Source organism: Microbacterium karelineae, from assembly GCF_009745985.1.
Lineage (GTDB): Bacteria > Actinomycetota > Actinomycetes > Actinomycetales > Microbacteriaceae > Microbacterium > Microbacterium karelineae.
Map to the genome: position 1 here is coordinate 26,605 of NZ_WFIX01000177.1, position 24,824 is coordinate 51,428.

Sequence of the window (24,824 nt, forward strand, 5' to 3'; positions counted from 1 at the left end):
CGGGTGAAGGACACATTCGACGTCGCCGTCGTCGGGGCCGGCATCGTCGGCCTCGCCCACGCCGCCGCCGCCCACGCCCGCGGCCTCCGCACCGTCGTCATCGACCGCGCCGACCGGATCAGCGGCGCCACGGTGCGCAACTTCGGACACATCGGCACCACGATGCAGGTGGGCGAGGGCGGCGAATACGCGCGGCGCGCCCGCGAACTCTTCCTCGCCTATGCGCCACGGGCGGGCTTCTGGCTCGCGCGGCGCGGCACGCTCATGGTCGCGACCGCCGAGGACGAGATGCAGATGCTGCGCGAGATCGGCGAGGGGCGCCTCCTCAGCGAACGCGAGGTGACCGACCTCGCGCCGGTCTCGGGCGCGATCGGCGGGGCCCTCCTCAAAGACGACATGCAGGTGAACCCGCGCGATATGGGTCCGAGGTTCGCGACGTGGCTCGAAGGCGAGGGGGTCTCGTTCCGCTGGCGCGAGAGCGCGATGATCGCCGAGGACGGCGTCCTGTATACGTCTCGGGGCACGATCCGCGCCGACAACGTCGTGTTCTGCGTGGGCCACGACGTCGACCACGTCCTGCCGGAGGTCGCGGAGCGCCACGGCGTCGAGAGGTGCGCGCTCGACATGGCGCTCGCGGGCGGGATCGGACTCGAGTTCCCCGTGCTCACGGGGTCGTCGATGCTGCGGTACTCGGCGTTCCGGCAGACCGCCGCATACGCCGATCTGCTCGCCCGCTTCCAGCGCGAGCGCCCCGACATGCTCGACTTCGACGTCAACCAGATGTACACGGAGGCGCCGGGCATGGGCCTGTTCCTCGGCGACAGCCATCGCACCGAGCCGACGGCGATGCCGTTTCAGGACGAGCATGTGTTCGGCCTGCTCGCCCGCGAGGCGCGGCGCCTCTTCGGGCTCTCGCACGTCGACGTGCGTGAGCGCTGGCAGGGCGTCTATGCGAAGGCGCCGGAGGACTTCCTCCGCGAGCGCGTCGCGGACGGCGTGTGGGTGTCGGCCGTCACGACGGGCATCGGCATGACGACGGGCCTCGGGCTCGGCGAATCGGTCATCGACGAGATCTACGGAAGCGAGCGGACATGAGCATCTCCCTGGTGTGCCTCGACATGGCGGGCACGACGGTCGAAGACGACGGCGCCGTCATGGACGCCTTCGCCCGGGCGATGGAGGAGGTCGGGATCGCGCACGGCACGCCCGAGCGCGATCGCGCGACGCAGCACACGATCGACACCATGGGGCAGTCGAAGATCGACGTCTTCCGCGCGATCACGGGATCGGACGATCGCGCGCACGCGGCGAACCGCGCCTTCGAGTCCGCGTACCTCGACCTGATCCGCGGCGGCGCCGCCCGACCGCTTCCGGGCGCCGAGGACACGATCCGCGCGCTGCAGGAGGCGGGGATCCTGGTCACGCTGACGACCGGATTCTCGCCCGACACGCGCGATGCGCTCCTCGAGGAGCTCGGCTGGTCCGACCTGCCCGATGCCGCGTTCTCCCCCGCCGACGCGGGGCGCGGGCGCCCCTTCCCGAACATGAACCTCAGCGCCGTCCTGCGCCTCGGGATCGACGATGTGCGCGAGGTCGCCGTGGCGGGCGACACCGCCTCGGACATCCTCGCGGGCCTGCGCGCGGGCGCATCCGTCGTCGCGGGCGTGCGCACGGGAACCCACGGCGACGCCGAGTTCGCCGCGGCCGGCGCGACGCACGTGCTCGACTCCGTCGCGGACCTCCCCGGGGTCCTGCGGACGAACCACGCGGACGTTCACCGCTCCGTCACCGGCGCGACAGGCCGATCCGTTTGAGTCGACGGGTTCCGTGCTCCTCCACCAGGAAGAACCCATGAAGATCACCCGCACCTGCGCCGTCGGCGGCCTCCTCGTCGCCGCGCTCGCCGCCCCCGCTCTCCCTGCCGTCGCGGCCCCCGCGCCCGCGTCCGTCACCCAGCCCGGCGACCCGGAGGCGCCCGTCGAGATCGATCCGGTGGCGACGACCCGCGACACCGATGAGATCGTCGCGCGCGAGGCGTTCACGGCCGACGGCGCCGAGGGCTGGTCGGCGTCCGGCTGGCGATTCCTCACGCGCGACGAGTGGACCGCCGACATCGACGAGATGCGCAGCCGCTTCGGCCGCGCGGACGGCACGATCGCCGTCGCCGATCCGCAGGGGCTCGGCGGATCCGTCGACGCGACGCTCGCGAGCGCCCCCGTCGACGTCACGGGCCTCGGATCCGTGCGGCTCGCCTTCGACAGCCACTACCGCGGATCCGCGAACCAGGCGGCGACCGTATCGGTGAGATTCGACGGCGGCGAGACGAGCGAGATCCTGCGCCTCGACAGCGCGAGCGTCGCGGACGGCTACGACGCCCGGCAGATGAACGGCGCGCAGGATGTCGTGGTCGACGTGCCGTCGGGCGCCCGCGAGGCCGTCTTCTCGTGGAACCTCACGGGAGACGGGGCGTCGCGGTTCTGGGCGATCGACTCCGTCGCCGTGCACGAGGTGCTCGCGGATGCCCAGGGCGAGCCGACCCAGGCGTGGGTCATGAGCGACATCCAGGGGCACCCGCAGGACTGGCAGCACGCGCTCGGCGACTACGCGGGACTTGCGCCCGACGCCGACGCAATGGTGATCGTCGGCGACGTGGTGAACTCGGGGGCCGAGGCGGAATGGGACGAGATCTCCGACGTCATGGACGCGACGGAGGACATCCGACCCCGCCAGACGATCGCGACGATCGGCAATCACGAGCGCTACGCGGCCGGCGGCTTCGAGGCGAACCGCGACCGGTTCCTCGCCTTCGCCGGCCGCGACCGCGTGTGGGACGAGTACGTCGTGGAGGGTCCCGCGGGCGAGTTGCCCGTGATCGCTCTCGGGCAGGAGTTCGCCGGCCCGTCCGACGTCGCGATGTCCGAGGAGCAGGTGCGGTTCCTCGAGGAGCGCCTCGCCCACTGGACGGAGCAGGGCTCGCAGGTCCTCGTCCTCTCCCACTTCCCGCTCGGCGAGACGGTGTCCGCGACCTGGATCCCCTGGTACAGCGATCACCACCAGATGAACGACCGCCTCACGAGCATCCTCGGCAACTACCCGAACGCGGTCGTCATGTCGGGACACACCCACTACCCCGCCGAGCTCGGCGACTGGGCGGTCCAGCGTCGCACGGCCGACGGCCACGCCGACGGATTCTGGGCCCTGAACACGCTCGCCATGCACGTCGAGTGGGACGCGCGCGGCGAGGACACCGCGGGCATCACGGAGGTCGTCACGCGCGACATCAACCGAGGCCTGACGGTCGACGCCTACGGCGACCGCCTCGTCGTCACGGCGCGCGACTTCGCGAGCGATGAGCAGCTGCGCCAGGTGACGATCCCGAACCCGCTCGTCGCGAGCGCGACCGACGAGCAGATCGTCCCCGGCACCCCCGAGATCGTCTCGGAGCACCACCGCGGCATCAAGCCCGGCGCGTGGCTGTCCGTCGACGAGGGATCCTGGCCCGCCGGCACGGAGTTCTCCTACCGGTGGCTGGCCGAAGGCGAGCCGATCGCCGGCGCGACGGCCGACCGCTTCCACCTGACGGGCGCGTACAAGGGCGTCGACATCGCGGTCGAGGTCACGGGCGCCGGCGTCACCGCCGAGTCGGAGCCGGTGCGCATCGACTGAGGCGCGCGGCGCGCGCCGGTCCCCGGATCGGCGCGCGCCGCCCCGTCAGCGGCGGCCGAACAGGCCCGTGCGGCGCCGCTTCAGCTGCTTCTGCATGTGGATCACGCCGAGCCAGCGGCCGAACTTGAAGCCCACGCGCCCCATGCGCCCGACCTCCTCGAAGCCGTGCTTGCGGTGCAGGGCGACGGACCCCTCGGCGCCCCGGTCGCTGATGACCGCGACGATCTGGCGCAGCCCGAACTCCTCGCTCGCGTCGACGAGCGCGCCGAGGAGGGCGTCGCCGAGGCCCTTGCCGGTCGCGCCCGGTCCGAGATAGATCGAGTTCTCGGCCGTGTACCGGTACGACGACTTGCCTGACCAGGGCGAGACGAGCGCGTAGCCGAGGATCTGGCCGGAAGGCGACTCGGCCACGAGGAACGGCAGGCCGAGCTTGGCGAGGTGATCGAACTTCTCGACCCACTGGCGGTGCGACCACTTCTTCTCGTCGAAGGTCACGACCGAGTTGGTCACGTAGTAATTGTAGATCTCGCGGATGTCGGGGATGTCGCGCTTCTCGGCCCGGCGGATCTCATAGGTGAACGGCTGCTCGGGCTCGGGCCCCCGGCGCAGGTGGCGCGGGAGGCGGCGGCGCTTCTGGTACTCCTCGGGAAGCATGCGCTCACACCACCTGCCAGTCGACGGGATCCGCGCCCTGCTGGGCGAGGAGATCGTTCGCGCGCGAGAATGGGCGGGATCCGAAGAAGCCGCGGCTCGCCGACAGGGGTGACGGGTGCGGTGACTCGATGCGCGGCGTGCCTCCGAGCAGCGGCGCGAGGCTGCGCGCCTGCGCTCCCCAGAGGATCGCGACGAGCGGGCGCTCCCGGCCCACGAGCGCGCGGATGGCGTGCTCCGTGACGCCCTCCCACCCCCAGCCGCGATGCGATGCCGGCTGCCCGGGCGCGACCGTGAGGACGCGGTTGAGGAGCATGACGCCCTGGTCGGCCCAGCTCGACAGGTCGCCGTGCTCGGCGGGCGCGATGCCGAGGTCGGACTGCAGCTCGCGGTAGATGTTGCCCAGGCTGCGCGGCAGCGGCCGCACGTCGCGGGACGTGGCGAACGACAACCCGATGGGGTGGCCGGGGGTCGGATACGGATCCTGCCCGACGATGAGGACCTTCACCTCGTCGAGGGGCCGCTGGAAGGCGCGCAGGACGCGGGATCCCTCGGGCAGATACGGCTGTCCCTCGGCCCGCAGGCGCTCGCCGAGCGCGGCGATGTCGCCCGCGACGGGCGCCAGAGCGGCCGCCCAGCTCGCGTCGATGACGCCGGCGCCTGCGAGCTCGGGCAGCGATCTGCCGGGCATCACGCGCTCGGATCGAGGCCGGCGTCTTCCTCGATGACGGTGCCGTCGGCGGACCACGGGAAGTCGATCCAGTGCCCCGTGTCCTTCCAGGAGAAGTCGGGGTGGATGATCGTCGAGGGCTTCGTGTAGATCGTCACGGAGCGCACCTCCGCGCCCTTCTCGCGCAGCATCTCGACGGCCATCTTGAGCGTGCGCCCCGAATCGGCGACGTCGTCGACGAGCAGCACCCGCCGGCCGTCGAGGTAGGCCATGTCGAGCTCGGGCGGCAGCACCTCGGGAGCGTCGAGCACGGTGCCGATGCCCGTGTAGAACTCCATGTTGATCGCGCCGCAGTTCTTCGCGCCGAGGCCGTACGCGATGGCGCCGGCCGGCAGCAGGCCGCCGCGGGCGATCGCGACCACGACCTCCGGGGCGAAGCCGCTCGCGACGATCTCGCGCGCCAGGTCGCGGGTCGCACGGCCGAAGCCGTCCCATGTGAGCGTCTCGCGCTCGATGAATTCGTCTGCCATCGGGATCTCTCTGTGTGTGTTCTCTGGTGCGCGGCGCGGTCTCAGGCACGCGGCGAGAGCCGGCCCCGGTGCACGATGTGCTGCGCCGCCTGTGCGACGGGGCGCATGGTCACGAGATCCAGGTTCACATGCCCGGGTGCGCTGAGGCTGTATGCGATGACGTCGGCGACGTCCTCCGCCGTGAGGGGATCCTCGACGCCCTCGTAGACGGCGTCGGCCGCGGCGGCGTCGCCGAGGCGCACGAGCGCGAACTCCTCGGTCCGGACCATGCCGGGCGCGATCTCGATGACGCGGATCGGCTCGCCCGCGAGCTCCTGGCGCAGCGCCTGCGGCACCATCGACTCGGCCGCCTTCGCCGCGTTGTATCCGGCGCCGCCGGGATACGCGACCTGGGCCGCCGTCGAGGTGAGGAACAGCAGGTCCGCGTGGGTGGCCTCGTCGCGGGACGCGCGCCGCAGCTGCGGCAGGAGCGCCTTCGCGAGCCGTTGCGCCGAAAGCGCGTTCATCTCGTACATGCGCAGCCAGTCGTCGCTGTCGCCGTCCTCGACGCGATCGGTGCCCAGCGCGCCTCCCGCGACGTGCACGAGCGAGTGCAGCGGGGCGGATCCGGTGAACTCGGCGAGCGCGTCGACATCGGCCTGGACGGTGAGGTCGGCCGCGAACACCTCGGCCCCCGTCTCGGCCGCCAGCTTCTCCAGCCGGTCGGCGCGGCGCGCGACGCCGATGACCTCCCAGCCGCGTTCTCGCAGAGCGACCACGCTCGCCCGCCCGATGCCCGAACTCGCCCCCGTGACAACCGCTCGCCTCATGGGGCCAGACTACTGCGCCGATGTGACGCCGGGTTTCCGGATGGTTGGCACCCGGTTTCGCGCGTCGTACTGTCGAGGCGAACCCAGCCGATGCATGACCCACGACCGCCTCAGGGGGCATCATGACCGAGACGTCCGATTGGCGCTTCGAGACCCAGCAGATCCACGCCGGTGCGCAGCCCGACCCGACGACGGGCGCCCGCGCGACGCCGCTCTATCAGACGACGGCGTACGTGTTCCGCGACGCCGAGCACGCGGCGAACCTGTTCTCACTCGCGGAGCCCGGCAACATCTACACCCGCATCATGAACCCCACGCAGGACGTCGCCGAGCAGCGCATCGCGGCGCTCGAGGGCGGCACGGGCGCGCTGCTCGTCGCGAGCGGCCAGGCCGCCGAGACCTTCGCGGTGCTCAACATCGCGCAGGCGGGCGACCACATCGTCTCCTCCAGCTCGATCTACGGCGGCACGTTCAACCTCTTCAAGTACACGCTCGCGAAGCTCGGCATCGAGACGACGTTCGTCGAGAACCAGGACGACCTCGACGAGTGGCGCCGGGCCGTGCGCCCGAACACGAAGCTGTTCTTCGCCGAGACCATCGGCAATCCGCAGGCGAACGTGCTCGACGTCCGCGGTGTCTCCGGCGTCGCCCACGAGAACGGGCTGCCGCTCATCGTGGACAACACGATCGCGACGCCGTACCTGATCCGCCCGTTCGAGCACGGCGCCGACATCGTGGTGCACTCGGCGACGAAGTTCCTCGCGGGCCACGGCACGGTCGTCGCGGGCGTCGTCGTCGACGGCGGATCCTTCCCCTGGTCCGAGCACGCGGAGCGCTTCCCCGGCCTCACCGAGCCCGACCCGTCGTACCACGGGGTCAGCTACACGGGCGTGCTGGGCGACCAGGTCGCGTTCATCACGAAGGCGCGCGTGCAGCTGCTGCGCGACCTCGGATCCGCCGTCGCGCCGAACAACGCGTGGCAGCTGATCCAGGGCATCGAGACGCTCTCGCTGCGCATCGAGCGCCACGTGCAGAACGCGCAGGCGATCGCCGAGTGGCTCGAGGCCCACCCGTTCGTCGCGTCGGTCAACTACTCGGGCCTGCCCTCGTCGCCGTGGCACGAGCGGGCCGGACAGTACGCGCCCAAGGGCGTCGGCGCCGTGCTCTCGTTCGAGCTCAAGGGCGGCGTCGACGCGGGCCGCACGTTCGTGAACTCGCTCGAGCTGTTCAGCCACCTGGCGAACATCGGCGACGTGCGCTCCCTCGTGATCCACCCCGCGTCGACGACCCACTCGCAGCTCTCCCCCGAGGAGCAGCTCGCGGCGGGGGTCACGCCCGGCCTCGTGCGCCTCTCGGTCGGCCTCGAGAACATCGACGACCTCGTCGCCGACCTCGACCAGGCCTTCGCCGCCGCCCGCGGCTGAGGCGGGCGGGCCCCGACTTCTCTTCATTTCTGGCACATCTCCGCAGCGCACAGCGCAAGAGATGTGCCAGAAATGAAGGTTTGGCGCTCGACCCGGCAGAATGGATCCGATGGACTGGCAGATCTCCGAGGACACGGTGCCGTCGGCTCCCGTGACGGAGGCCGACGCGCGCTCGATGGCGGGCAGGCCGCCCGCGTCCGGCGCGTGGCAGGACGGCGATCCTTCGGGGCACCGCCGGTTCGCCTGGCTCGGCGCGTTCACGACCGAGCGCGGCGACACGCTCCCGCACATGCGGCTCGCGTTCGAGACGTGGGGCGAGCCGAACGCCGACGGGTCGAATGCCGTGCTGGTGCTGCACGCCTTCACGGGCGACAGCCACGTGCGCGGCGACGCCGGCCCCGGGCATCCCACCTCCGGCTGGTGGGAGGACATCGTCGGCCCCGGCTGCCCCGTCGACACCGACGAGCTGTTCGTCGTCGCGCCGAACATGCTGGGCGGCTGCCAGGGATCCACGGGCCCGGCGAGCATCCATCCCGACGGGGATCCGTGGGCGTCGCGGTTCCCGTACGTCACGATCCGCGACCAGGTCGACGCGCAGCGGATCCTCGCGGATCACCTCGGCATCGAGCGCTGGCACGCCGTGATCGGCGGGTCCATGGGCGGGATGCATGCCCTCGAGTGGGCGGTCACGCATCCGGAGCGCGTCGCGCGGCTCGCCGTCATCTCCGCGCCGCCGGCGAACACGGCCGACCAGATCGCGCTCAACTCGACGCAGCTCGAGGCGATCGAGATCGACCCTGGGTTCTCGGGCGGCGAGTACTACGATGCCGGCCCGGGCGAGGGCCCGCACCGGGGTCTCGCGCTCGCGCGCCGCATGGCGATGCTGAACTACCGCGGCATCGTCGAGCTCAACAAGCGCTTCCAGCGCTCGTGGCAGTCCGACGTGAGCCCGCTCGGCCACGGCGGGCGCTTCGCCGTCGAGTCGTACCTCGACTTCCACGGCAACAAGTTCACGCGGCGCTTCGACGCCAACACGTACATCCGGCTCGTCGAGGCGATGGACTCGCACGATGTGGGGCGCGACCGCGGCGGCATCGAGGACGCGCTGCGCCGCGTGACCGCCCGCTCCCTCGTCGTGGGCATCGACACCGATCGCCTGTTCCCCGTCGAGGGCCAGCACCGCATCGCGAAGGGCGTCGGCCCGACGATCCACGGCGACGACGCGATCGTCATCACGAGCGACTACGGCCACGACGGCTTCCTCATCGAGGCCGACGTGCTCGGCTACCACCTGCGCACGCTGCTGTCGGAGTAGAGCGGTGCCGGGGGCGGCGGCGAATCGCGCGCTCTACGCGGCGAGCGCCATGCGGCGCCGCTCGAGCGCGAAGGCGGCGGCGGCGATGACGAGGCCCGCCGACGCGAGCACCGCGCCGAGCCACGCCGGTGCGACGTAGCCGAGACCCGCCGCGATGACCACCCCGCCGAGCGCCGCGCCGATGCTGTTGCCGATGTTGAGCGCCGAGTGGTTGAGGGCGGCGCCGATGGCCTGATAGTCGCCCGCGACGTCGAGCAGGCGCAGCTGGACGGACGGCGTGACGGCCTGCCCGGCGACCCCGAACAGGAACAGTGCGGGCATGAGTGCGATCGACCAGTTCGACAGGACGCCGACGACGACGGAGGCGGCCGCCACCGCGCCGAGGCCCGCCACGAGCGTGCGCGGCACGCTGATGTCGGCCAGGCGCCCTCCGATGATGTTGCCGACGACCATGCCGAGCCCGAGCGCGACGAGCGCGACCGGCACGGCCCACGCGGGCGCGCCCGCGGCCTCCGTCACGAGCGTCGAGACATAGCTGTACACGGAGAAGAAGGCGCCGAAGCCGATCGCCCCGATCGCGATCGTGAGCCACACCTGCGGGATCCGGAACACGCCGAGCTCGCGCACGAACGACCGGCTCGGATCCCCGGGCCGCGCCGGGATGAACCGTGCGCACATGACGAGCGCGAGCGCGAAGACGACGGCGACGACGACATACGCGGCGCGCCAGCCGAGGTGCTGGCCGAGGAACGTGCCGCCGGGCACGCCCACGAGGTTCGCGATCGTGAGGCCCGACATGACCATCGCCACACCCCAGCCCCGGCGGCTCGGGCCGAGAAGCTCGCCGGCGACGACCGCCGCCATGCCGAAGAAGGCTCCGTGCGGCAGCCCCGCGAGGAAGCGCGCGAGCACGAGGAGTTCGAACGTCGGCGCCGCGACCGTGAGGATCCCGCCGAGCAGCAGCCCGGCGACGAGCGCGATCATGACGCGGTTGCGGGGGAAGCGCGAGACGATCGCCGCGATCGTCGGGGCGCCGACGACGACGCCCAGCGCGTAGACGCTGATGAGGATCCCGGCGCGCGCGACGGCGCCCTCGGGGCTCGCCGCATGCACGGCGGGCAGCAGGTCGCCCGCGATGACGGGCAGCAGCCCCATCGAGACGAACTCGGTCATGCCGATGCCGAATGCGCCGATGGCCATGGAGAGGAGCGCCATCGTCGCCGCACCCCTCGACTCAGGAGTCGAGGAAGTCACCCCTCGAGTCTACGGGGTGCGGCGACGGCGGCGACTCAGCCCTTCACGGAGCCGAGCATGACGCCCGAGACGAAGTACTTCTGCACGAACGGGTAGATGCACAGGATCGGGATGACCGTGAGGATCATCGTCACCGACTGGATGTTCGACGAGATCTCGTCGGCACCGCCGGCAGCCGCGCTCTCGGTCGCCGTCGTCGACGCCCCCGCGATGAGGTTCCGCAGGAACAGCGTGACGGGGAACAGCTCGTTCTTGTCGAGATAGAGGAACGCGTTGAACCAGTCGTTCCAGTAGGCCACCGAGTAGAACAGGACCATCGTGGCGATCACCGCCTTCGACAGCGGCAGCACGATGCGGGTGAAGATGCCGAACCAGCTGAGGCCGTCGATCTGCGCGGCCTCCTCGAGCTCGACGGGGAGATTCTCGAAGAACGACTTCATGATGAGCAGGTTGAACACCGAGATCGCGCCCGGCAGGATCACCGCCCACATCGTGTTCTTCATCCCGAGCGACGAGATGAGCACGTAGTTCGGCACGAGGCCGCCGTTGAAGAACATCGTGAAGACCGCGATGCCGATCAGCACGCCGCGTCCGCGCAGGTGCTTCTTCGAGAGGACGTACGCGTAGGTCGTCGTGAGCGCCATCGCGATCGCCGTGCCGACGACGGTGTAGAGCACCGTATTGCCGTAGTTGCGCCAGAACATTCCGTTCCCGCTCACCGCGACATAGGTGTCGATGTTGAACCCGACGGGCCAGAAGCTCACGAGCCCGGCCTTGATCGCCCCCGTCGAGCTGAACGACTGCGCGATCACGGTGACGAACGGGTACAGCATGATGAGGCACACGCCGATGAGGATCACGGTGTTGACGATCGTGAAGGCGCGGTAGCCTGCCGAGTCACGGCGGCCCAGGGTCGTTCGCGGCTCGGGCATCCGCGCTGTTGTGCTCACCACAGGCTCGTTCCCACCATTCGACGTGACAGATAGTTCGCGCCGAGGACCATGACGAGCCCGATGATCGCCTGGAACAGGCCGATCGCGGCGGCGTAGCTGAGATTGTTGGAGACCAGGCCCACTCGGTAGAGATACGTCGAGATGACGTCGCCCGTCGAATAGGTCAGGGGGTTGTACAGCAGGAGCACCTTCTCGAAGCCGACGTTGAGGAACGCACCGATGTTGAGGATCAGGAGGGTGATCATGGTGGGCCGGATGCCGGGGAGCGTCACGTGCCATGTCTGCTGCAGCCGGTTCGCGCCGTCGATCCGCGCCGCCTCATAGAGCGACTCATCGATGGTCGTCAGCGCGGCGAGATAGAGGATCGTCCCCCACCCGACCGTCTGCCACGCCTCGGATCCGACATAGACGAACCGGAACCACTCGGGGCGCTGCAGGAAGGGGATCTCCTCGCCGCCCATCGCGGTGATGATCTGGTTCACCGTGCCCTGCAGCGACAGCAGCTGCATGACCATGCCGACGACGATGACGATCGACAGGAAGTGCGGGAGATACGAAATCGACTGCACGACGCGCTTGAACGCGTGCTTGCGCACCTCGTTCAGCAGCAGCGCCAGCACGATCGGCAGCGGGAAGGTCACGACGAGCGTGAGCCCGCCGAGGATCGCCGTGTTCGCGAACACCTGCCAGAAGGCGGGGTCGTTGATGAACATCTCGATGTAGCGCAGGCCGACCCATTCCTCGCCGAAGATGCTGCCGCCCGGCCGGAACCGGCGGAAGGCGATGATGTTGCCGACCATCGGGCCGTATCGGAAGATCACGAAGAAGATCAGCGGGAGCAGCGCGAGCGCGTACAGCTGCCAGTCGCGCCGGAGCGCTGTGCGCATCGGCAGGCGCCCGTCGCGCCGGGTGCGCCGCGGCCTGTGCGTCGTCAGCGTCTCCGTGGCGGTGCCGGACGGCGGTCCGGCGTGAGGGCTCGGCGCGAGAACCGAACGTGTCGTCGTCGACATCAGGATTCCATTCCTCGACCGGGTCCCGGGCCGCATGGAGCGGCCCGGGGCGAGGTCAGCCGTTCTGCTCCGCGAAGCGCTCGCGCGCGCCGTCGATGAGCTCGAGGTACCGCGGCATGCCCGCCGCCTCGATCTCGGCCACGTACGCGTCCCATTCCGAGAGGTCGCGGTCGCCGAGGATGAACTGCAGCGTCGCGGTCCGCACGGAGTCCGACAGCGGCGTCGAGAGGAGCGCCGCCTGCTCGAGCTCCCCCTCGTCGAGGGGCGCGGGCGGGCTCGGGTCCCTCGGGGTGCGCGTCGAGAGGACGGTGTCGAGGTACTCGACGAACTGCTCCGAGTTGTACGACTCCTTGAGCGCGCGCGATTCCGTGGAGTCCGGGAGCACGTCGTTGCCCCACCCGAGGTCCGTCTTGATGTCGGTGGGAGCGCCCTGGTTGATGTTGAACGCGTCGTACGAGTGCTCCGGGTTCAGGGTGATCCTGCCGTCGGCGTCCTTCGTGTAGGTCTCGCCCTCGACGCCCCAGCGCAGCAGCTCGCGCGCCTCGGGGCTGTAGTAGAGCCAGTCGAGGAACTGCAGCGTCGCGATGAAGTTCGGCGAGCTCGCGACGTCGGCGTTCAGCATGAAGCCGTTCCAGAAGTTCCTCGGCTCCACGAGCATTCCGGCCTCGCCTCCGGGAGGCGCGATCTGCACGAGCTCGTACTTCCCGTCGCCGATGGTCTCGTCGAGGGCTGTGGCGAACTCGTTGACCGTTCCGCCCGCGCCGGAGGCGGCGAACACGCGCTCGTTCGCGAACTTCTCCGCGACGTCGGCGGCTCCGCCGCCCGCGTCCGCCGCGGTGAACGACTCGGTGTCGAGGAGGCCGTCCTCGACGAGCCCGTGGAAGAACTCGACCATGTCGCGGTAGCCGTCGTTCGTGCCGGCGTACTCGAGTTCGCCCGCGGCGTCGTTCCAGATCGTGCCGTTGCCGAATCCCCAGCCCGCCTGCGTGCCGAAGGCGTGCGCCGCGTAGTTGAGCATCGCCTGGCCCTCGAAGCCGTCGGCGAGCGGCTGCGAGTCGGGATACTTCTCCTTGATGAGCTCGAGTCCCGTGCGGAGGTCCTCCCAGGTCTCGGGCGCGGGCGCGCCGACCTCGTCGAAGACGTCCTTGCGGATGATGAGCGAGAACACGGGAACCGACACCTCCTGGAGCCCCGGCAGCATGTAGTACTTCCCGTCGGACTGCTTGAGGCGCTCGACCATGTCGCCGAGGTCCCATTCCTCGACGTACTTCTGGAAGTTCGGCATGTGCTCGACGTAGTCGCTCATCGGGAGCACGGCACCCGACGAGACGAACGAGTCCTCCTCGCCCGTGTACACGAGCGGGATCACGGACGGCGCGTCGCCAGCAGAGATCAGCAGGCTGCGCTTCTCCGTCGCATCGCTGAAGGGGATGTGCGTGAGGTCGATCGAGACGCCCGTGCGCTCCTCGATGACGTCGAAGACCTGCCAGTCGTCGGTGACGGGCGTCTCCGGCCAGTCGGTCCAGAGCATCGAGAGCTCGAACGGCTCGGACGCCGTGAACTGCTCATCGGCCGCGAAGCCCTCCATCGCGCCGACGGACTGCGATTCGACGTCGATCTCGGCCCCATCACCTCCGCCGCTGCACGCGCTCGTCGCGACGAGACTCGCGGCGACTCCGGCCGCCGCGATCGTGCGAACCCAGGGTGTCCTCCGTGTGGATCGAACCATGATTCTCCTCGTTGAGATGGTCTGTGCGTCCCGGCTTCAGGAGAGTTTTTCGATAAACTCCGGGACACCCAGAAGCGTACGCCACCCCCTAATTGTTGTCAATACCCACAATCTCGACATCCGCCGACTTCCCCGCCCACGCTGAACGCCCCCGCACCAGGCGGGGGCGTTCAGCGTGGGGAGCGGTGGGCTGCGACCCTACTCCCCGATCGCGCGCTCCAGGCGCTCGAGCTTGCCATCGATCTCGCCGGAGTATCCGGGGCGGATGTCGGCCTTGAGCACGAGCGAGACACGGGATCCGAACGGCGCGACGGCCTCCGTCGCCCGCTTGACGACGTCCATGACCGTGTCCCAGTCGGGCCCCTCGATCTCGGTGAACATCGACGAGGTGCGGTTCGGCAGGCCGGACTCGCGCACGACCTGGACGGCCGCGGCGACGGCATCGTGCACGGATCCGTCCTCGCGGCCGGTGCCGGACGGGGCGACGGAGAAGGCGACGAGCATGGGGGAACCTTTCGATCGTTCGCGAGAGCACACGGTACTCACGAGCGCGCATGAAATGTCATGTGCGATCGCGCATAACCTGTTCTCTCGCGGGGGTGGGCGTGCGCGCGAGGCGCACGACGGCCCAGATCCCGAGCGCGACGACGAGCGCGCCTCGCAGCGCGAGGACCGTGATCGCCACGGTATCGGTCATGAGGATCTGGTCATAGACCACGGGGTAGACGATGTGCGTGAGCAGCGCGGTCGCGAGCGCGAGGAGCGCAGGACCCCACGCGCGGGCGCGGTCCCACACGATCCACGCGACGAGAGGCGCGATCAGCCAGGTCAGGAACTGCGGGGATCCGACCTTGTTGCAGACGATGAGCGCGACGACGAGGGCGAGGGCGAGAGGAGGGAGGATCCGCGTGCGCGGGGATCCCCGGCGCACGCGCCAGACGCCGAGCGCGCAGATGGCGGCCACGCACGCCGCCATGATCGGCCCGAGCGCCGCGGCCGTGGCGTCGACGCCCGCGCCCGTCAGCTGGTACGTGAGCATGACCTGGTCGTAGTACACCTCGGCGCCGCCGAGGCCGAACATGAACGGCGTCGCCGCCACGGCCTCGATCTGCAGGCCCCGCTCGCCCTGGGTCGTCACGAATCCGAGGAGGTGCTCCGTCCCGCCTGCGAGCGCGACGACGCCGACGATCACCGCCGAGCAGACCGCGCCCCCGACGATGACATGCCCGCGGGATCGCAGGGAGATGACGAGCGCCGCCACCAGTGCCGCCGGCCACACCTTGATCCATGTCGCCGCCCCGACGAGCGCGCCCGCGATCCGCGGATGCGCACCTGCGAGCAGCAGGCCCACGACGGCGATGGGCACCGTCACGGCGTCGAGCCGGAACAGCGCGATCGGCCCGAGTGCGAGCACGAACGCCGCCCAGAACCACGCCGCGGCCAGGCGCCCTCGAGAGGATCCGCGCCGCACCAGGAGGGCGAAGGCGACGACGTCGAGCGCCGTCACGAGGACCGCCCAGGCGAGCGAATACGACGAGAACCACACGAGCGCGCGGGCCATCACCATCGGCGCGAGCGCGAGCGGCGGGTACACCCACGCGTCCGTGACGCCCATGATGGCCTGGCCGCTCAGCGCGAGGTCGCTCCACGGCTCGTAGACGAGGTACGTGTCGCCCATGGGCTGGTTCGGCCACACCCAGCCGAGTGCCGTCGAGGAGCCGTGCGCGAGGAGGAAGGCCGCCCAGACGGCGACGACGGGTGCGATCGACCTCCGCGCCGGGCGCACGGCCGTCACGCGGTCGCCTCGGCGAAGGCGTGCGGCAGGGCGGCCGCGACGTCGAGTGCCGTGATCGGCCGCTCCCCGCCCGACGCGAGGCGGCCGGCGGCACCGTGCAGCCAGGCCGCCGTCGCGGCGATGGGGCCGAGCTCCTCGACATCGATCTCCGAGGCCGGACGCCCGGCGACGGCGCCCGCGAGGAGCGCGCCCATCGCGCCGGCGAGCACGTCGCCCGTGCCGCCCGTCGCGAGCCACGGCGTGCCCGAGCGCACGACCGTCCACCAGCCGCCTGGCGTCGCGACGATGGTGTCGGCGCCCTTCAGGAGCACGACGCCGCCGAGTGCGACGGCCGTCTCGCGCACCACGAGCACCCGCTCGCGGAAGTCTCCCGCCAGGCGCTCCTGCAGCGGATCCACGTCGATGTCGTCGACGCCGAGCCCGAGCGGGATCCGCACCTCGCGCAGCTCGCCCGCGTGCGGCGTCACGACGAACGGCCCGTGCGCGCGAGACGCGAGATCGAGCGCGCCGGCGTCGATCACGAGCGGCGCGGGCGAGGCGAACAGCGAGAGGATCATCTCCCTCACCTCGTCGCTGCGTGTGCGCCCATCGATCCCGCTGCCGACGACGCCCGCGTCGATCCGGCCCCCGCCGACGACCGTCTCGGGGCGGCGCTGCAGCACGAGCCGGCCGACGTCCGGGTCGCCGATCCACCGCACCATGCCGGCTCCTGCGCGCCACGCGCCCTCCGCCGAGAGAACGGCGGCGCCGGGGTAGGTGGGACTTCCCGTCAGCAACACGACGGAACCCCGGGAATACTTGTGGTCATCTCGCGTTGGGACGCGGAGAACGGATCTCGCGTCGTGGGCAGTCCACTCGTCGTCGTGCCATTCGTGTCCGCCGGGCATGCGGTCAGACTATCGCCGCGCCCGGGCCGTCATCCTGAGGAAAGGTCACCATGAGCCAGCTCTTCTCGCCGCTCGCCATCCGCGAGGTCACGCTCCGCAATCGCCTCTGGGTGTCGCCCATGTGCATGTACAGCGCCTCGGATGGCATCGTGAACGACTGGCATCACGTGCACCTCGCACAGTTCGCGTCGGGCGGCGCAGGGCTCGTCGTGGCCGAGGCGACCGCGGTCGTCCCCGAGGGCCGCATCTCCCCCGACGACGCCGGCATCTGGAGCGATGCGCACACCGACGCGTGGCGGCCGATCGTGCGCTCGATCCGCGACCGCGGATCCGTCGCGGGGATACAGCTCGCCCACGCGGGCCGCAAGGCGTCGACGCACTCGCCGTTCGCCGACGCGCAGGGATCCGTCCCGCTCGCCGAGGGCGGGTGGACGACCGAGGCGCCGTCCGCCGTCGCCTACGAGGGCTTCGCCGAGCCCGAGGCGATGAGCGTCGAGCGCATCGCCGAGGTCGTCGACGCGTTCCGGATCGCCGCGCGCCGCTCGGTCGACGCCGGCTTCGAAGTGCTCGAGATCCACGCCGCGCACGGCTACCTGCTGCACGAGTTCCTCTCGCCGCTGACGAACCAGCGCGACGATGAGTACGGCGGATCCCTCGAGAACCGCGCCCGGTTCACGATCGAGGTCGTCCGCGCCGTGCGCGCGGAGGTCGGCGAGGACCTCCCGGTGTTCGTGCGCTTCTCGGCCACCGACTCGGCGCCGGGCGGCCTCGAGGTCGACGACGTCGCGCAGGTCGCCGCATGGGCGCGCGACGCGGGCGCCGACCTCTTCGACATCTCGACGAGCGGGCTCGTGGCCCACCAGCGGATCGAGGTCGGCCCGGGCTACCAGGTGCCGTTCGCCGCGCGGATCCGCGAGATCACGGGGGCGCTGACGGGATCCGTCGGCATCATCACGAGCGGCGCGCAGGCGGAGGAGATCCTCGCCTCGGGCCAGGCCGACGTCATCTTCGCCGCGCGCGAGTGGCTGCGCGACCCGCACTTCGCGCTCCGCGCCGCGGGAGAGCTCGGCGAGGACCCGCCCTCGATCTGGCCGCCGCAGTACATCCGCGGCTACCGCGCCCCCTCCCCCGCCCTCACTCGCGCCTGAGGAGAACGACGACGCGGCCGGCACCCCGAGGGGTGCCGGCCGCGTCGTCGTGTGATCAGCGGCCGAGGGCGCGCTTCATCAGGTCGGTGTGCTCGACGGCGTGCACCTTCGAGGATCCCGTCGACGGCGCCGCCGCCGCCGGGCGCGACACGACGCTGAAGTCGCGACCGACCGCCGCACCGCTCAGCCACTGCTGGATGAACGGCCATGCGCCCTGGTTCTCGGGCTCGTCCTGCACCCACACGATCTCGGCGTTCGGGTACTGCGCGAGGACGCGCTTGAGCTCGTCGACCGGCGCGGGGTAGAACTGCTCGAGCCGCACCAGCGCCGTCTTCTCGTCGGGGGTGCGCTGCAGCTCGGATGCGAGATCCCAGTGGATCTTGCCCGCATGCACGAGCACGCGCGTGACCTGCGCCGCGTCGAGCCCGCGATCGTCGTCGAGCACCGGCTGGAAGGTGCCCTCGGCGAAGTCGGCGACCTCGCTCGTCGCGCCACGGAGGCGCAGCATCGCCTTCGGCGTGAACACGACGAGGGGGCGACGCGGGCGCGAGTAGGCGTGGCGGCGCAGCAGGTGGAAGTACGACGCGGGCGTCGACGGGCGGGCGACCGTCATGTTGTCCTGCGCACACAGCTGCAGGAAGCGCTCGATGCGGGCCGACGAGTGGTCGGGGCCCTGGCCCTCGTAGCCATGCGGGAGGAGCATGACGACGCCCGACTCCTGGCCCCACTTCTGGTCGGCCGCGGAGATGAACTCGTCGATGATCGACTGCGCGCCGTTGACGAAGTCGCCGAACTGCGCCTCCCACAGCACGAGCGCGTTCTCCATCTCGACGGAGTAGCCGTACTCGAAGCCGAGAGCGGCGTACTCGCTGAGGAGCGAGTCGTACACGCTGAAGCGCGCCTGGCTCTCCGACAGGTTCGACAGGGGCAGCCACTCCTGGCCGTTGACCCGGTCGTGGAACACGGCGTGGCGCTGCACGAAGGTGCCGCGGCGCGAGTCCTGACCGACGAGGCGCACGGCCGTGCCCTCGAGCAGCAGGGATCCGAACGCGAGCAGCTCGCCGAACGCCCAGTCGATCTTGCCCTCGCGGCTCATCTGCAGGCGCTTGTCGAGCAGCTGCTGCAGCTTGCTGTGCACCGTGAAGCCACCCGGCTTGTTGGCGTGCGCGTCGCCGATCTGCGCGAGGACCTCGGTGCCGACGCCCGTGACGTCGGGCTCACCCTCCAGCTCGGGCTTGAGCTGCTCGGGGCTCACGACGGGGATCGACCCGGTCTCGGCGGCATGCGTCTCGGCGAAGGCGACCTCGAGGCGGTTCTGGAAGTCGGCCTTCGCCGCCTCGTACTCCTCCTCGGTGATGTCGCCGCGACCGACGAGAGACTCGGTGTACAGGCGGCGCACCGAGCGCTTGGCCTCGATGAGGCCGTGCATGAGGGGCTGCGTCATCGACGAGTCGTCGCCCTCGTTGTGCCCGCGGCGGCGGTAGCAGACGAGGTCGATGATGACATCGCGCTGGAACTTCTGGCGGTAGTCGAAGGCGAGCTCGGCCGCCCGGATGACCGACTCGGGGTCGTCGCCGTTGACGTGCAGGATCGGCGCCGCGATCGTCTTGGCGACGTCCGTCGCGTAGCGGGACGATCGCCCGTCCTGCGGCAGCGTCGTGAATCCGACCTGGTTGTTGACGACGATGTGCACCGTGCCGCCCGTGCGGTAGGCACGCAGCTGCGACATCTGCAGCGTCTCGACGACGACGCCCTGGCCCGCGAAGGCCGCGTCGCCGTGGACGAGCACCGGCAGCCAGGGGAAGGTGCCCTTCTCGAAGCGGTCCTGCTTCGCGCGGACGATGCCCTCGAGCACGCCGTCGACCGTCTCGAGGTGCGATGGGTTGGCCGCGAGGTAGATGTCGATCTCGTTGCCGTCCGTGCCGCGGAACGTGCCCTCGGTGCCGATGTGGTACTTGACGTCGCCGGATCCGCGCTTGTTGCCGGGCAGCGCGCCCTCGAACTCGCTGAACACCTCGCCGTAGGTCTTGCCCGCGATGTTCGTGAGGACGTTGAGGCGGCCGCGGTGAGCCATGCCGATCGCGGCGCCCTCGAGGCCCTCACGGGCGGCGCCGTCGATGATGCGGTCGAGCAGCGGGATGAGCGACTCACCGCCCTCGAGCGAGAAGCGCTTCTGGCCGACGTACTTCGTCTGCAGGAACGTCTCGAACGCCTCGGCCTGGTTCAGCTTGCCGAGCACACGCAGCTGCTCGTCGTGGTCGAGCTTCTCGTACGGGCGCTCGAGACGCTGCTGGAACCACTCGCGCTGCTCGTGATCGGCGATGTGCATGTACTCGATGCCGATCGTGCGGCAGTACGTGTCGCGCAGGACGCCGAGGATGTCGCGGAGCTTGGCCTGGCGCCTCCCGCCGAACCCTCCCGTGACGAACTCGCGCTCGAGGTCCCAGAACGTCAGCCCGTGCGACTCGATCTCGAGGTCGTGGTGCTCGCGCTGTGTGTAGGCCAGCGGGTCGATGTCGGCCATCAGGTGGCCGCGCACGCGATAGGCGTTGATGAGCTCCTGCACGCGAGCCGTCTTGTCCACCCGCTCGGCGAGGTCGACCGAGACGTCGGCGTTCCAGTGGATCGGTGCGTACGGGATGCGCAGCGCGGAGAAGATGTCCTCGTAGAAGCTGTTCTTGCCGATCAGCAGCTCGTTGACGATCTTCAGGAACTCGCCCGACCCGGCGCCCTGGATGACGCGGTGGTCATACGTGCTGGTGAGGGTGATCGTCTTGCCGATCGCCATCTCGTTGAGGGTCTTGGGGCTCGCGCCGGCGAACTCGGCCGGGTAGTCGAGCGCGCCAGCGCCGATGATGCACCCCTGGCCCTTCATGAGGCGCGGCACGGAGTGCACCGTGCCGATGCCGCCGGGGTTCGTGAGCGAGACGGTCGTGCCGGCGAAGTCGGCCGCCGTGAGCTTGTTCGCGCGCGCGCGCTTCACGAGATCCTCGTACGCGAGGAGGTACTGGTTGAAGGTCAGCGACTCGGCGTTCTTGACGCTCGGCACCATGAGGGCGCGCGTGCCGTCGGGCTTCGGCAGGTCGATCGCGATGCCGAGGTTGATGTGCGCGGGGGCGACGACGCTGGGCTTGCCGTCGATCTCGGCGTAGTACACGTTCTGGCTCGGGAACGCCTTGAGCGCCTGGATCAGCGCCCAGCCGATGATGTGGGTGAACGAGACCTTGCCGCCGCGGGTGCGCGACATGTGGTTGTTGATGACGATGCGGTTGTCGATCATCAGCTTCGCCGGGATCGTGCGCACCGATGTCGCCGTCGGGACCGAGATCGACTGGTCCATGTTCTTGGCGAGCGTCTTGGGCATGCCCTTGAGCGCGGTGACCTTGTCTTCCGCGGGCTCCTCCGCGGGCGCCTCGGACTTCTTCGCCTCGGGCTCAGCGGGGATCGGCGCGGCGGACGCGGGCTTCGCCGTCGTCTTCGCCACCGGCGGCGTCCCTGTCGCCGGCTTCGTGACGGCCGGGGCTTCCGTCGCCGCGGGCGCTGCCGCAGGAGCCGCGGCGGCGCCGTTCTGCGCGGCGTACTGCTCCATCACAGGCCACCATTCCCTGTCGACCGCGTTCTTGTCGACCTTGTACTGCTGGTACAGCTCGTCGACGAGCCACTGATTGGCCCCGAACTCCCCATCGCTCGACGTACCGACACCCGTCACCTGACTCGACACGGTCAGATCGCCCACTTTCATCGAAGAATGATGCTCACCGCACGCGGCAGAACGTCCGCGCATTCCACCGTCCAGCGTATCCCAGCGCACGCGCGTATTCTCACGGCGACGCGGGTCTGCGGTGCTCTATGATCGAGAGATCATGGACGACCCTCCAAGTAACAGACCCACGCCCCTGGATCCGCGTCTTCACGCGCGCCCCGATCGACAGGTCGGTGTGACGCGGTCGTGATGGACTGGACCATGCTGGGCGTGGGACTCGCCCTCATCTTCGGAACAGGGATCTTCGTCGCCAGCGAATTCGCCCTCGTCAATCTCGACCGCGCGGACCTCGAGGCCAGGCAGGCACGCGGCGAGCCGCGGCTGGCGCTCACGATCTCCGCCCTGCGCCACACGTCGACGCACCTGTCGTCCGCGCAGCTCGGCATCACCCTCACGACGCTCCTCACCGGCTACACGATGGAGCCGGCGCTCTCGCGTCTCCTCTCGCCGCTTCTCGCGGGCTGGCTTCCCGAGGCCGGCGTCGCCGCCATCGCGACCGTGGTCGGCATGGCGATCGCGACGATCCTCTCGATGATCCTCGGGGAGCTGATCCCCAAGAACTTCGCGCTCGCGCTTCCGCTGGCGACGGCACGCCTCGTCGCACCCGCGCAGATCGCCTTCACGGCCGTCTTCCGCCCGGCCGTCGCCGGCCTGAACGGCAGCGCGAACGGGATCCTGCGCGCCATGGGCGTCGAGCCGCAGGAGGAGCTGTCCGGCGCCCGCACGGCCGAGGAGCTCTCGAGCCTCGTGCGCCGCAGCGCGATGGCCGGCGTCCTCGAGGAGGACACGGCGACGCTCCTCGACCGCTCGCTCAACTTCGCCCGCCTGACCGCGGGCGACGTCATGACCCCCCGCCCGCGGATGCATGCGATCGCCGTCGGCGAGCCGGCCGACGAGGTCATCCGGCGCGCGCGCGACACGGGGCACAGCCGCTTCCCCGTCTACGAGGACGACCTCGACGACGTCATCGGCGTCGTGCACCTCAAGGCCGCCGTCAGCGTGCCCCGCGAGAAGCGCCGCGAGGTTCCCGTGGGCGCGCTGCGCACCGAACCGCTTCGCGTCCCCGAGACGGTGCACCTCGACCAGATGCTCTCCGAGCTGCGCAGCCGCGGCTACCAGATGGCGGTCGTGGTCGACGAGTACGGCGGGACGGCGGGCGTCGTCACGCTCGAGGATCTCGTCGAGGAGATCGTGGGCGAGGTCGCCGACGAACACGACCGCCGCCGCGTCGGCGTCGTCCGCCACCGCGACTCCGTCACCTTCCCCGGCCAGCTCCGACCCGACGAGTTGCGCGAGCGCGCCGCCGTGACGGTGCCCGAATCAGACGACTACGACACCGTGGGCGGATACATCATGAGCGTCCTCGAACGCGTCCCGTCCGTCGGCGACACTGTGCGCACAGACGACGGATCCCTCGAGGTCGTCCGCATGGACGGCCGCCGCGTCGACCGCGTGCGGTTCATCGCCGATCCCCTCCCCTCGGACGACGTCGCCGAGGCCGGATCCGATGGAGGTGCGCGATGAGCGACTGGGCGGGACTCGCGTGGCTCGTCGTGCTGCTGATCGGCAACGCCTTCTTCGTCGGCGCCGAGTTCGCCGTCATCTCCGCGAAGCGATCGCAGATCGAGCCGCGGGCCGAGAAGGGATCACGCGCGGCCAGGACGGCCCTGTACGCGATGGAGCACGCGACGGCGATGCTCGCGACCAGCCAGCTGGGCATCACGATCTGCTCGCTGCTGATCCTCAACGTCTCGGAGCCCGCGCTGCACCACCTGCTGCTCGCGCCGCTCGAGCTCACGGGGCTGGCGGAGGCCGCGATCGACACGATCGCGTTCATCATCGCCCTCGTGATCGTGTCGTACCTGCACGTGGTGTTCGGCGAGATGGTGGCGAAGAACCTCGCGTTCAGCGTTCCCGACCGCGCCGTGCTGCTGCTCGCGCCGCCGCTCGTCTGGGTGTCGAAGCTGTTCAGCCCCGTCATCTGGGTGCTCAACGGCGTCGCCAACGCGGCGCTGCGACTGTTCGGCGTCGAACCCAAGAACGAGGCCGCGTCGACGTTCACCCTCGACGAGGTCGCGACGATCGTCAGCCAGTCGCGGCGCGAGGGCGTCCTCGCGGACGCGTCCGGCACGGTCGCGGCGGCGCTCGAGTTCACCGACAAGGTCGCGGCGGACGTCGCCGTGCCGCTCGACAGGCTCGTCACGCTTCCCGAGTCGGCGACGCCGGCGGAGATCGAACGCGCCGTCGCGATGCACGGATACTCGCGGTACGTCATCGTCGACGACGACGCCGATCCGATCGGCTACGTGCACCTCAAGGACGTCCTGCGCGATGCGGGCGACGACGACGAAGACAAGGTGCGGGCACCGATCCCCGCGAAGCGGATCCACCACATGGTGCCCGTGAGCCGCACGACCGACCTCGAGGACGCGCTGGCCCTCATGCGTCAGCAGGGACGACACCTCGCCCGCGTGCGCGCGGAGGACGGCCGCACCGTCTCGGTGCTGTTCCTCGAGGACATCCTCGAGGAGCTCGTCGGCGAGGTGCACGATGCGACGGAGCGCTCCCGCCGGCGCTGACGCGCGGCACAGGATTCACGGGTGCGAAAGGGTCGTTCTCGCGCGACGGAGCGACCGTTTCGCACCCGCGAGCGAGCGCGGCCGGCGGATCAGCTGGCCGCGCGGAAGATCTCCCGCGCGGTCGGCGCGTCGGCCGGGACGTGCACGCGCTCGATCGCGTCGCCCGCGGCGAGCGCGCCCTTGCGGATCACGCGGAAGTAGGTGCCGAGGCGTCGCTCGTCGGCGAAGCGCTTGACCCAGCCGTCGCGCTCGAGCCCCATGCGGCGTGCGAACGTCATGCAGGGGCTGCGCGGCATCGTCGCCTCGAGCTCGACGTCGCCGATGCGCCACCTCTCTCCGATGCGCGCGCCCGAGACGTCGATGCCCTCCGTGCGGAGGTTCTCGCCGAACAGGGTGCCGAAGGGGATCTCGCGGCCGAGCTCGGCCGCCCACCACTCGGCGTCCTCCTGCGCGTAGACGTAGACGGCCTTGTCCTCGCCGCCATGGTTCTTCCGATCCGCCTGCACATCGCCGTACACGCCGAGCGGGCCGACGCGCACGCGACCCGACACCGGGCGCTTGTCGATCGCGGTCGTCCCGACGGATCCGGGATCCGCTATGAGCTGATGCACCACGCAGACGGCGAGAACGGAAGGCATACG

21 protein-coding genes are annotated in these 24,824 nt (G+C 70.4%); 8 read left to right on the forward strand and 13 right to left on the reverse strand.

Annotated elements, in window-relative coordinates; all coding sequences use genetic code 11:
- The first annotated feature begins 3 nt into the window (after positions 1–3).
- The 3 genes from GB932_RS06260 to GB932_RS06270 are packed head-to-tail and all read left to right on the forward strand — an operon-like array spanning position 4 to position 3,666.
- Positions 4–1,095, forward strand: a complete 1,092-nt coding sequence (locus GB932_RS06260) for a TIGR03364 family FAD-dependent oxidoreductase (RefSeq protein WP_156759841.1) — start codon at positions 4–6, stop codon at positions 1,093–1,095.
- Complete coding sequence (locus GB932_RS06265) at positions 1,092–1,814, forward strand: phosphonatase-like hydrolase (protein ID WP_156759842.1); 723 nt, start codon at positions 1,092–1,094, stop codon at positions 1,812–1,814. Before GB932_RS06260 ends, GB932_RS06265 begins: the two co-directional genes overlap by 4 nt.
- 37 nt (positions 1,815–1,851) lie before the next feature.
- Complete coding sequence (locus GB932_RS06270) at positions 1,852–3,666, forward strand: metallophosphoesterase family protein (RefSeq protein ID WP_231916035.1); 1,815 nt, start codon at positions 1,852–1,854, stop codon at positions 3,664–3,666.
- A gap of 45 nt (positions 3,667–3,711) precedes the next feature.
- Here the strand turns inward: GB932_RS06270 and GB932_RS06275 are convergent, their stop codons facing one another.
- The 4 genes from GB932_RS06275 to GB932_RS06290 are packed head-to-tail and all read right to left on the reverse strand — an operon-like array spanning position 3,712 to position 6,326.
- Positions 3,712–4,320: a GNAT family N-acetyltransferase gene (locus GB932_RS06275; RefSeq protein ID WP_156759843.1), complete on the reverse strand. Its 609-nt coding sequence runs from the start codon at positions 4,318–4,320 to the stop codon at positions 3,712–3,714.
- Between the two features lie 4 nt (positions 4,321–4,324).
- Positions 4,325–5,008 (reverse strand): uracil-DNA glycosylase, encoded by a 684-nt coding sequence (locus tag GB932_RS06280; protein ID WP_156759844.1) that lies wholly within the window; start codon positions 5,006–5,008, stop codon positions 4,325–4,327.
- Complete coding sequence (locus tag GB932_RS06285) at positions 5,008–5,517, reverse strand: phosphoribosyltransferase (RefSeq protein ID WP_156759845.1); 510 nt, start codon at positions 5,515–5,517, stop codon at positions 5,008–5,010. Before GB932_RS06285 ends, GB932_RS06280 begins: the two co-directional genes overlap by 1 nt.
- Before the next feature lie 41 nt (positions 5,518–5,558).
- On the reverse strand, positions 5,559–6,326 hold the full coding sequence (locus GB932_RS06290; RefSeq protein WP_156759846.1) for an SDR family NAD(P)-dependent oxidoreductase: 768 nt from the start codon (positions 6,324–6,326) through the stop codon (positions 5,559–5,561).
- 122 nt (positions 6,327–6,448) lie between these two features.
- Between GB932_RS06290 and GB932_RS06295 the strand changes: the two genes are divergently transcribed.
- Both GB932_RS06295 and metX read left to right on the forward strand, forming a co-directional pair.
- The gene (locus GB932_RS06295; RefSeq protein ID WP_156759847.1) at positions 6,449–7,750 is read left to right on the forward strand and encodes a bifunctional o-acetylhomoserine/o-acetylserine sulfhydrylase; all 1,302 of its coding nucleotides are present in this window, start codon (positions 6,449–6,451) and stop codon (positions 7,748–7,750) included.
- Positions 7,751–7,859: 109 nt separating this feature from the next.
- Positions 7,860–9,065 carry a homoserine O-acetyltransferase MetX gene (gene metX, locus GB932_RS06300; protein ID WP_156759848.1) on the forward strand — a complete coding sequence of 402 codons (1,206 nt, stop codon included), beginning with the start codon at positions 7,860–7,862 and terminating at the stop codon, positions 9,063–9,065.
- 33 nt (positions 9,066–9,098) lie between these two features.
- Here the strand turns inward: metX and GB932_RS06305 are convergent, their stop codons facing one another.
- The 7 genes from GB932_RS06305 to GB932_RS06335 all read right to left on the reverse strand — a co-directional run bounded on the left by GB932_RS06305 (position 9,099) and on the right by GB932_RS06335 (position 16,585).
- Positions 9,099–10,319: an MFS transporter gene (locus tag GB932_RS06305; protein WP_156759849.1), complete on the reverse strand. Its 1,221-nt coding sequence runs from the start codon at positions 10,317–10,319 to the stop codon at positions 9,099–9,101.
- 35 nt (positions 10,320–10,354) lie between these two features.
- Positions 10,355–11,251 (reverse strand): carbohydrate ABC transporter permease, encoded by an 897-nt coding sequence (locus tag GB932_RS06310; protein ID WP_156760101.1) that lies wholly within the window; start codon positions 11,249–11,251, stop codon positions 10,355–10,357.
- A gap of 14 nt (positions 11,252–11,265) precedes the next feature.
- Positions 11,266–12,282, reverse strand: a complete 1,017-nt coding sequence (locus tag GB932_RS06315) for an ABC transporter permease (protein WP_197517335.1) — start codon at positions 12,280–12,282, stop codon at positions 11,266–11,268.
- A 55-nt stretch (positions 12,283–12,337) separates the two neighbouring features.
- Entirely contained in the window at positions 12,338–14,011 is a 1,674-nt protein-coding gene (locus tag GB932_RS06320) for an ABC transporter substrate-binding protein (protein WP_156759850.1), read from the reverse strand.
- Between the two features lie 198 nt (positions 14,012–14,209).
- Positions 14,210–14,515: a thiamine-binding protein gene (locus tag GB932_RS06325; protein WP_156759851.1), complete on the reverse strand. Its 306-nt coding sequence runs from the start codon at positions 14,513–14,515 to the stop codon at positions 14,210–14,212.
- Between the two features lie 58 nt (positions 14,516–14,573).
- Positions 14,574–15,806: a glycosyltransferase 87 family protein gene (locus GB932_RS06330; protein WP_231916036.1), complete on the reverse strand. Its 1,233-nt coding sequence runs from the start codon at positions 15,804–15,806 to the stop codon at positions 14,574–14,576.
- Entirely contained in the window at positions 15,803–16,585 is a 783-nt protein-coding gene (locus tag GB932_RS06335) for an ADP-dependent NAD(P)H-hydrate dehydratase (RefSeq protein ID WP_231916037.1), read from the reverse strand. The genes GB932_RS06330 and GB932_RS06335 overlap by 4 nt, the downstream gene beginning before the upstream one ends.
- Before the next feature lie 158 nt (positions 16,586–16,743).
- Between GB932_RS06335 and GB932_RS06340 the strand changes: the two genes are divergently transcribed.
- Positions 16,744–17,841 (forward strand): NADH:flavin oxidoreductase/NADH oxidase, encoded by a 1,098-nt coding sequence (locus GB932_RS06340; protein WP_156759853.1) that lies wholly within the window; start codon positions 16,744–16,746, stop codon positions 17,839–17,841.
- A gap of 55 nt (positions 17,842–17,896) precedes the next feature.
- Here the strand turns inward: GB932_RS06340 and GB932_RS06345 are convergent, their stop codons facing one another.
- Positions 17,897–21,562 (reverse strand): multifunctional oxoglutarate decarboxylase/oxoglutarate dehydrogenase thiamine pyrophosphate-binding subunit/dihydrolipoyllysine-residue succinyltransferase subunit, encoded by a 3,666-nt coding sequence (locus GB932_RS06345; RefSeq protein ID WP_197517377.1) that lies wholly within the window; start codon positions 21,560–21,562, stop codon positions 17,897–17,899.
- A gap of 231 nt (positions 21,563–21,793) precedes the next feature.
- Between GB932_RS06345 and GB932_RS06350 the strand changes: the two genes are divergently transcribed.
- Both GB932_RS06350 and GB932_RS06355 read left to right on the forward strand, forming a co-directional pair.
- Positions 21,794–23,128 carry a hemolysin family protein gene (locus GB932_RS06350; protein WP_156759855.1) on the forward strand — a complete coding sequence of 445 codons (1,335 nt, stop codon included), beginning with the start codon at positions 21,794–21,796 and terminating at the stop codon, positions 23,126–23,128.
- Entirely contained in the window at positions 23,125–24,183 is a 1,059-nt protein-coding gene (locus GB932_RS06355; protein ID WP_156759856.1) for a hemolysin family protein, read from the forward strand. Before GB932_RS06350 ends, GB932_RS06355 begins: the two co-directional genes overlap by 4 nt.
- 89 nt (positions 24,184–24,272) lie before the next feature.
- On the opposite strand, the gene GB932_RS06360 is transcribed toward GB932_RS06355, so the two are convergent.
- Positions 24,273–24,821: an MOSC domain-containing protein gene (locus tag GB932_RS06360; protein WP_156759857.1), complete on the reverse strand. Its 549-nt coding sequence runs from the start codon at positions 24,819–24,821 to the stop codon at positions 24,273–24,275.
- Positions 24,822–24,824 lie beyond the last annotated feature (3 nt).

Coding starts and splice junctions, on each gene's coding strand:
- GB932_RS06265 (WP_156759842.1), top strand. CDS start 1,092: ATGAGCATCTCCCTGGTGTGCCTCGACATGGCGGGCACGACGGTCGAA.
- GB932_RS06325 (WP_156759851.1), bottom strand. CDS start 14,515: ATGCTCGTCGCCTTCTCCGTCGCCCCGTCCGGCACCGGCCGCGAGGAC.
- GB932_RS06275 (WP_156759843.1), bottom strand. CDS start 4,320: ATGCTTCCCGAGGAGTACCAGAAGCGCCGCCGCCTCCCGCGCCACCTG.
- GB932_RS06355 (WP_156759856.1), top strand. CDS start 23,125: ATGAGCGACTGGGCGGGACTCGCGTGGCTCGTCGTGCTGCTGATCGGC.
- GB932_RS06350 (WP_156759855.1), top strand. CDS start 21,794: ATGGACTGGACCATGCTGGGCGTGGGACTCGCCCTCATCTTCGGAACA.
- metX (WP_156759848.1), top strand. CDS start 7,860: ATGGACTGGCAGATCTCCGAGGACACGGTGCCGTCGGCTCCCGTGACG.
- GB932_RS06320 (WP_156759850.1), bottom strand. CDS start 14,011: ATGGTTCGATCCACACGGAGGACACCCTGGGTTCGCACGATCGCGGCG.
- GB932_RS06315 (WP_197517335.1), bottom strand. CDS start 12,282: ATGTCGACGACGACACGTTCGGTTCTCGCGCCGAGCCCTCACGCCGGA.
- GB932_RS06280 (WP_156759844.1), bottom strand. CDS start 5,008: ATGCCCGGCAGATCGCTGCCCGAGCTCGCAGGCGCCGGCGTCATCGAC.
- GB932_RS06270 (WP_231916035.1), top strand. CDS start 1,852: ATGAAGATCACCCGCACCTGCGCCGTCGGCGGCCTCCTCGTCGCCGCG.
- GB932_RS06340 (WP_156759853.1), top strand. CDS start 16,744: ATGAGCCAGCTCTTCTCGCCGCTCGCCATCCGCGAGGTCACGCTCCGC.
- GB932_RS06310 (WP_156760101.1), bottom strand. CDS start 11,251: ATGCCCGAGCCGCGAACGACCCTGGGCCGCCGTGACTCGGCAGGCTAC.
- GB932_RS06295 (WP_156759847.1), top strand. CDS start 6,449: ATGACCGAGACGTCCGATTGGCGCTTCGAGACCCAGCAGATCCACGCC.
- GB932_RS06360 (WP_156759857.1), bottom strand. CDS start 24,821: ATGCCTTCCGTTCTCGCCGTCTGCGTGGTGCATCAGCTCATAGCGGAT.
- GB932_RS06285 (WP_156759845.1), bottom strand. CDS start 5,517: ATGGCAGACGAATTCATCGAGCGCGAGACGCTCACATGGGACGGCTTC.
- GB932_RS06290 (WP_156759846.1), bottom strand. CDS start 6,326: ATGAGGCGAGCGGTTGTCACGGGGGCGAGTTCGGGCATCGGGCGGGCG.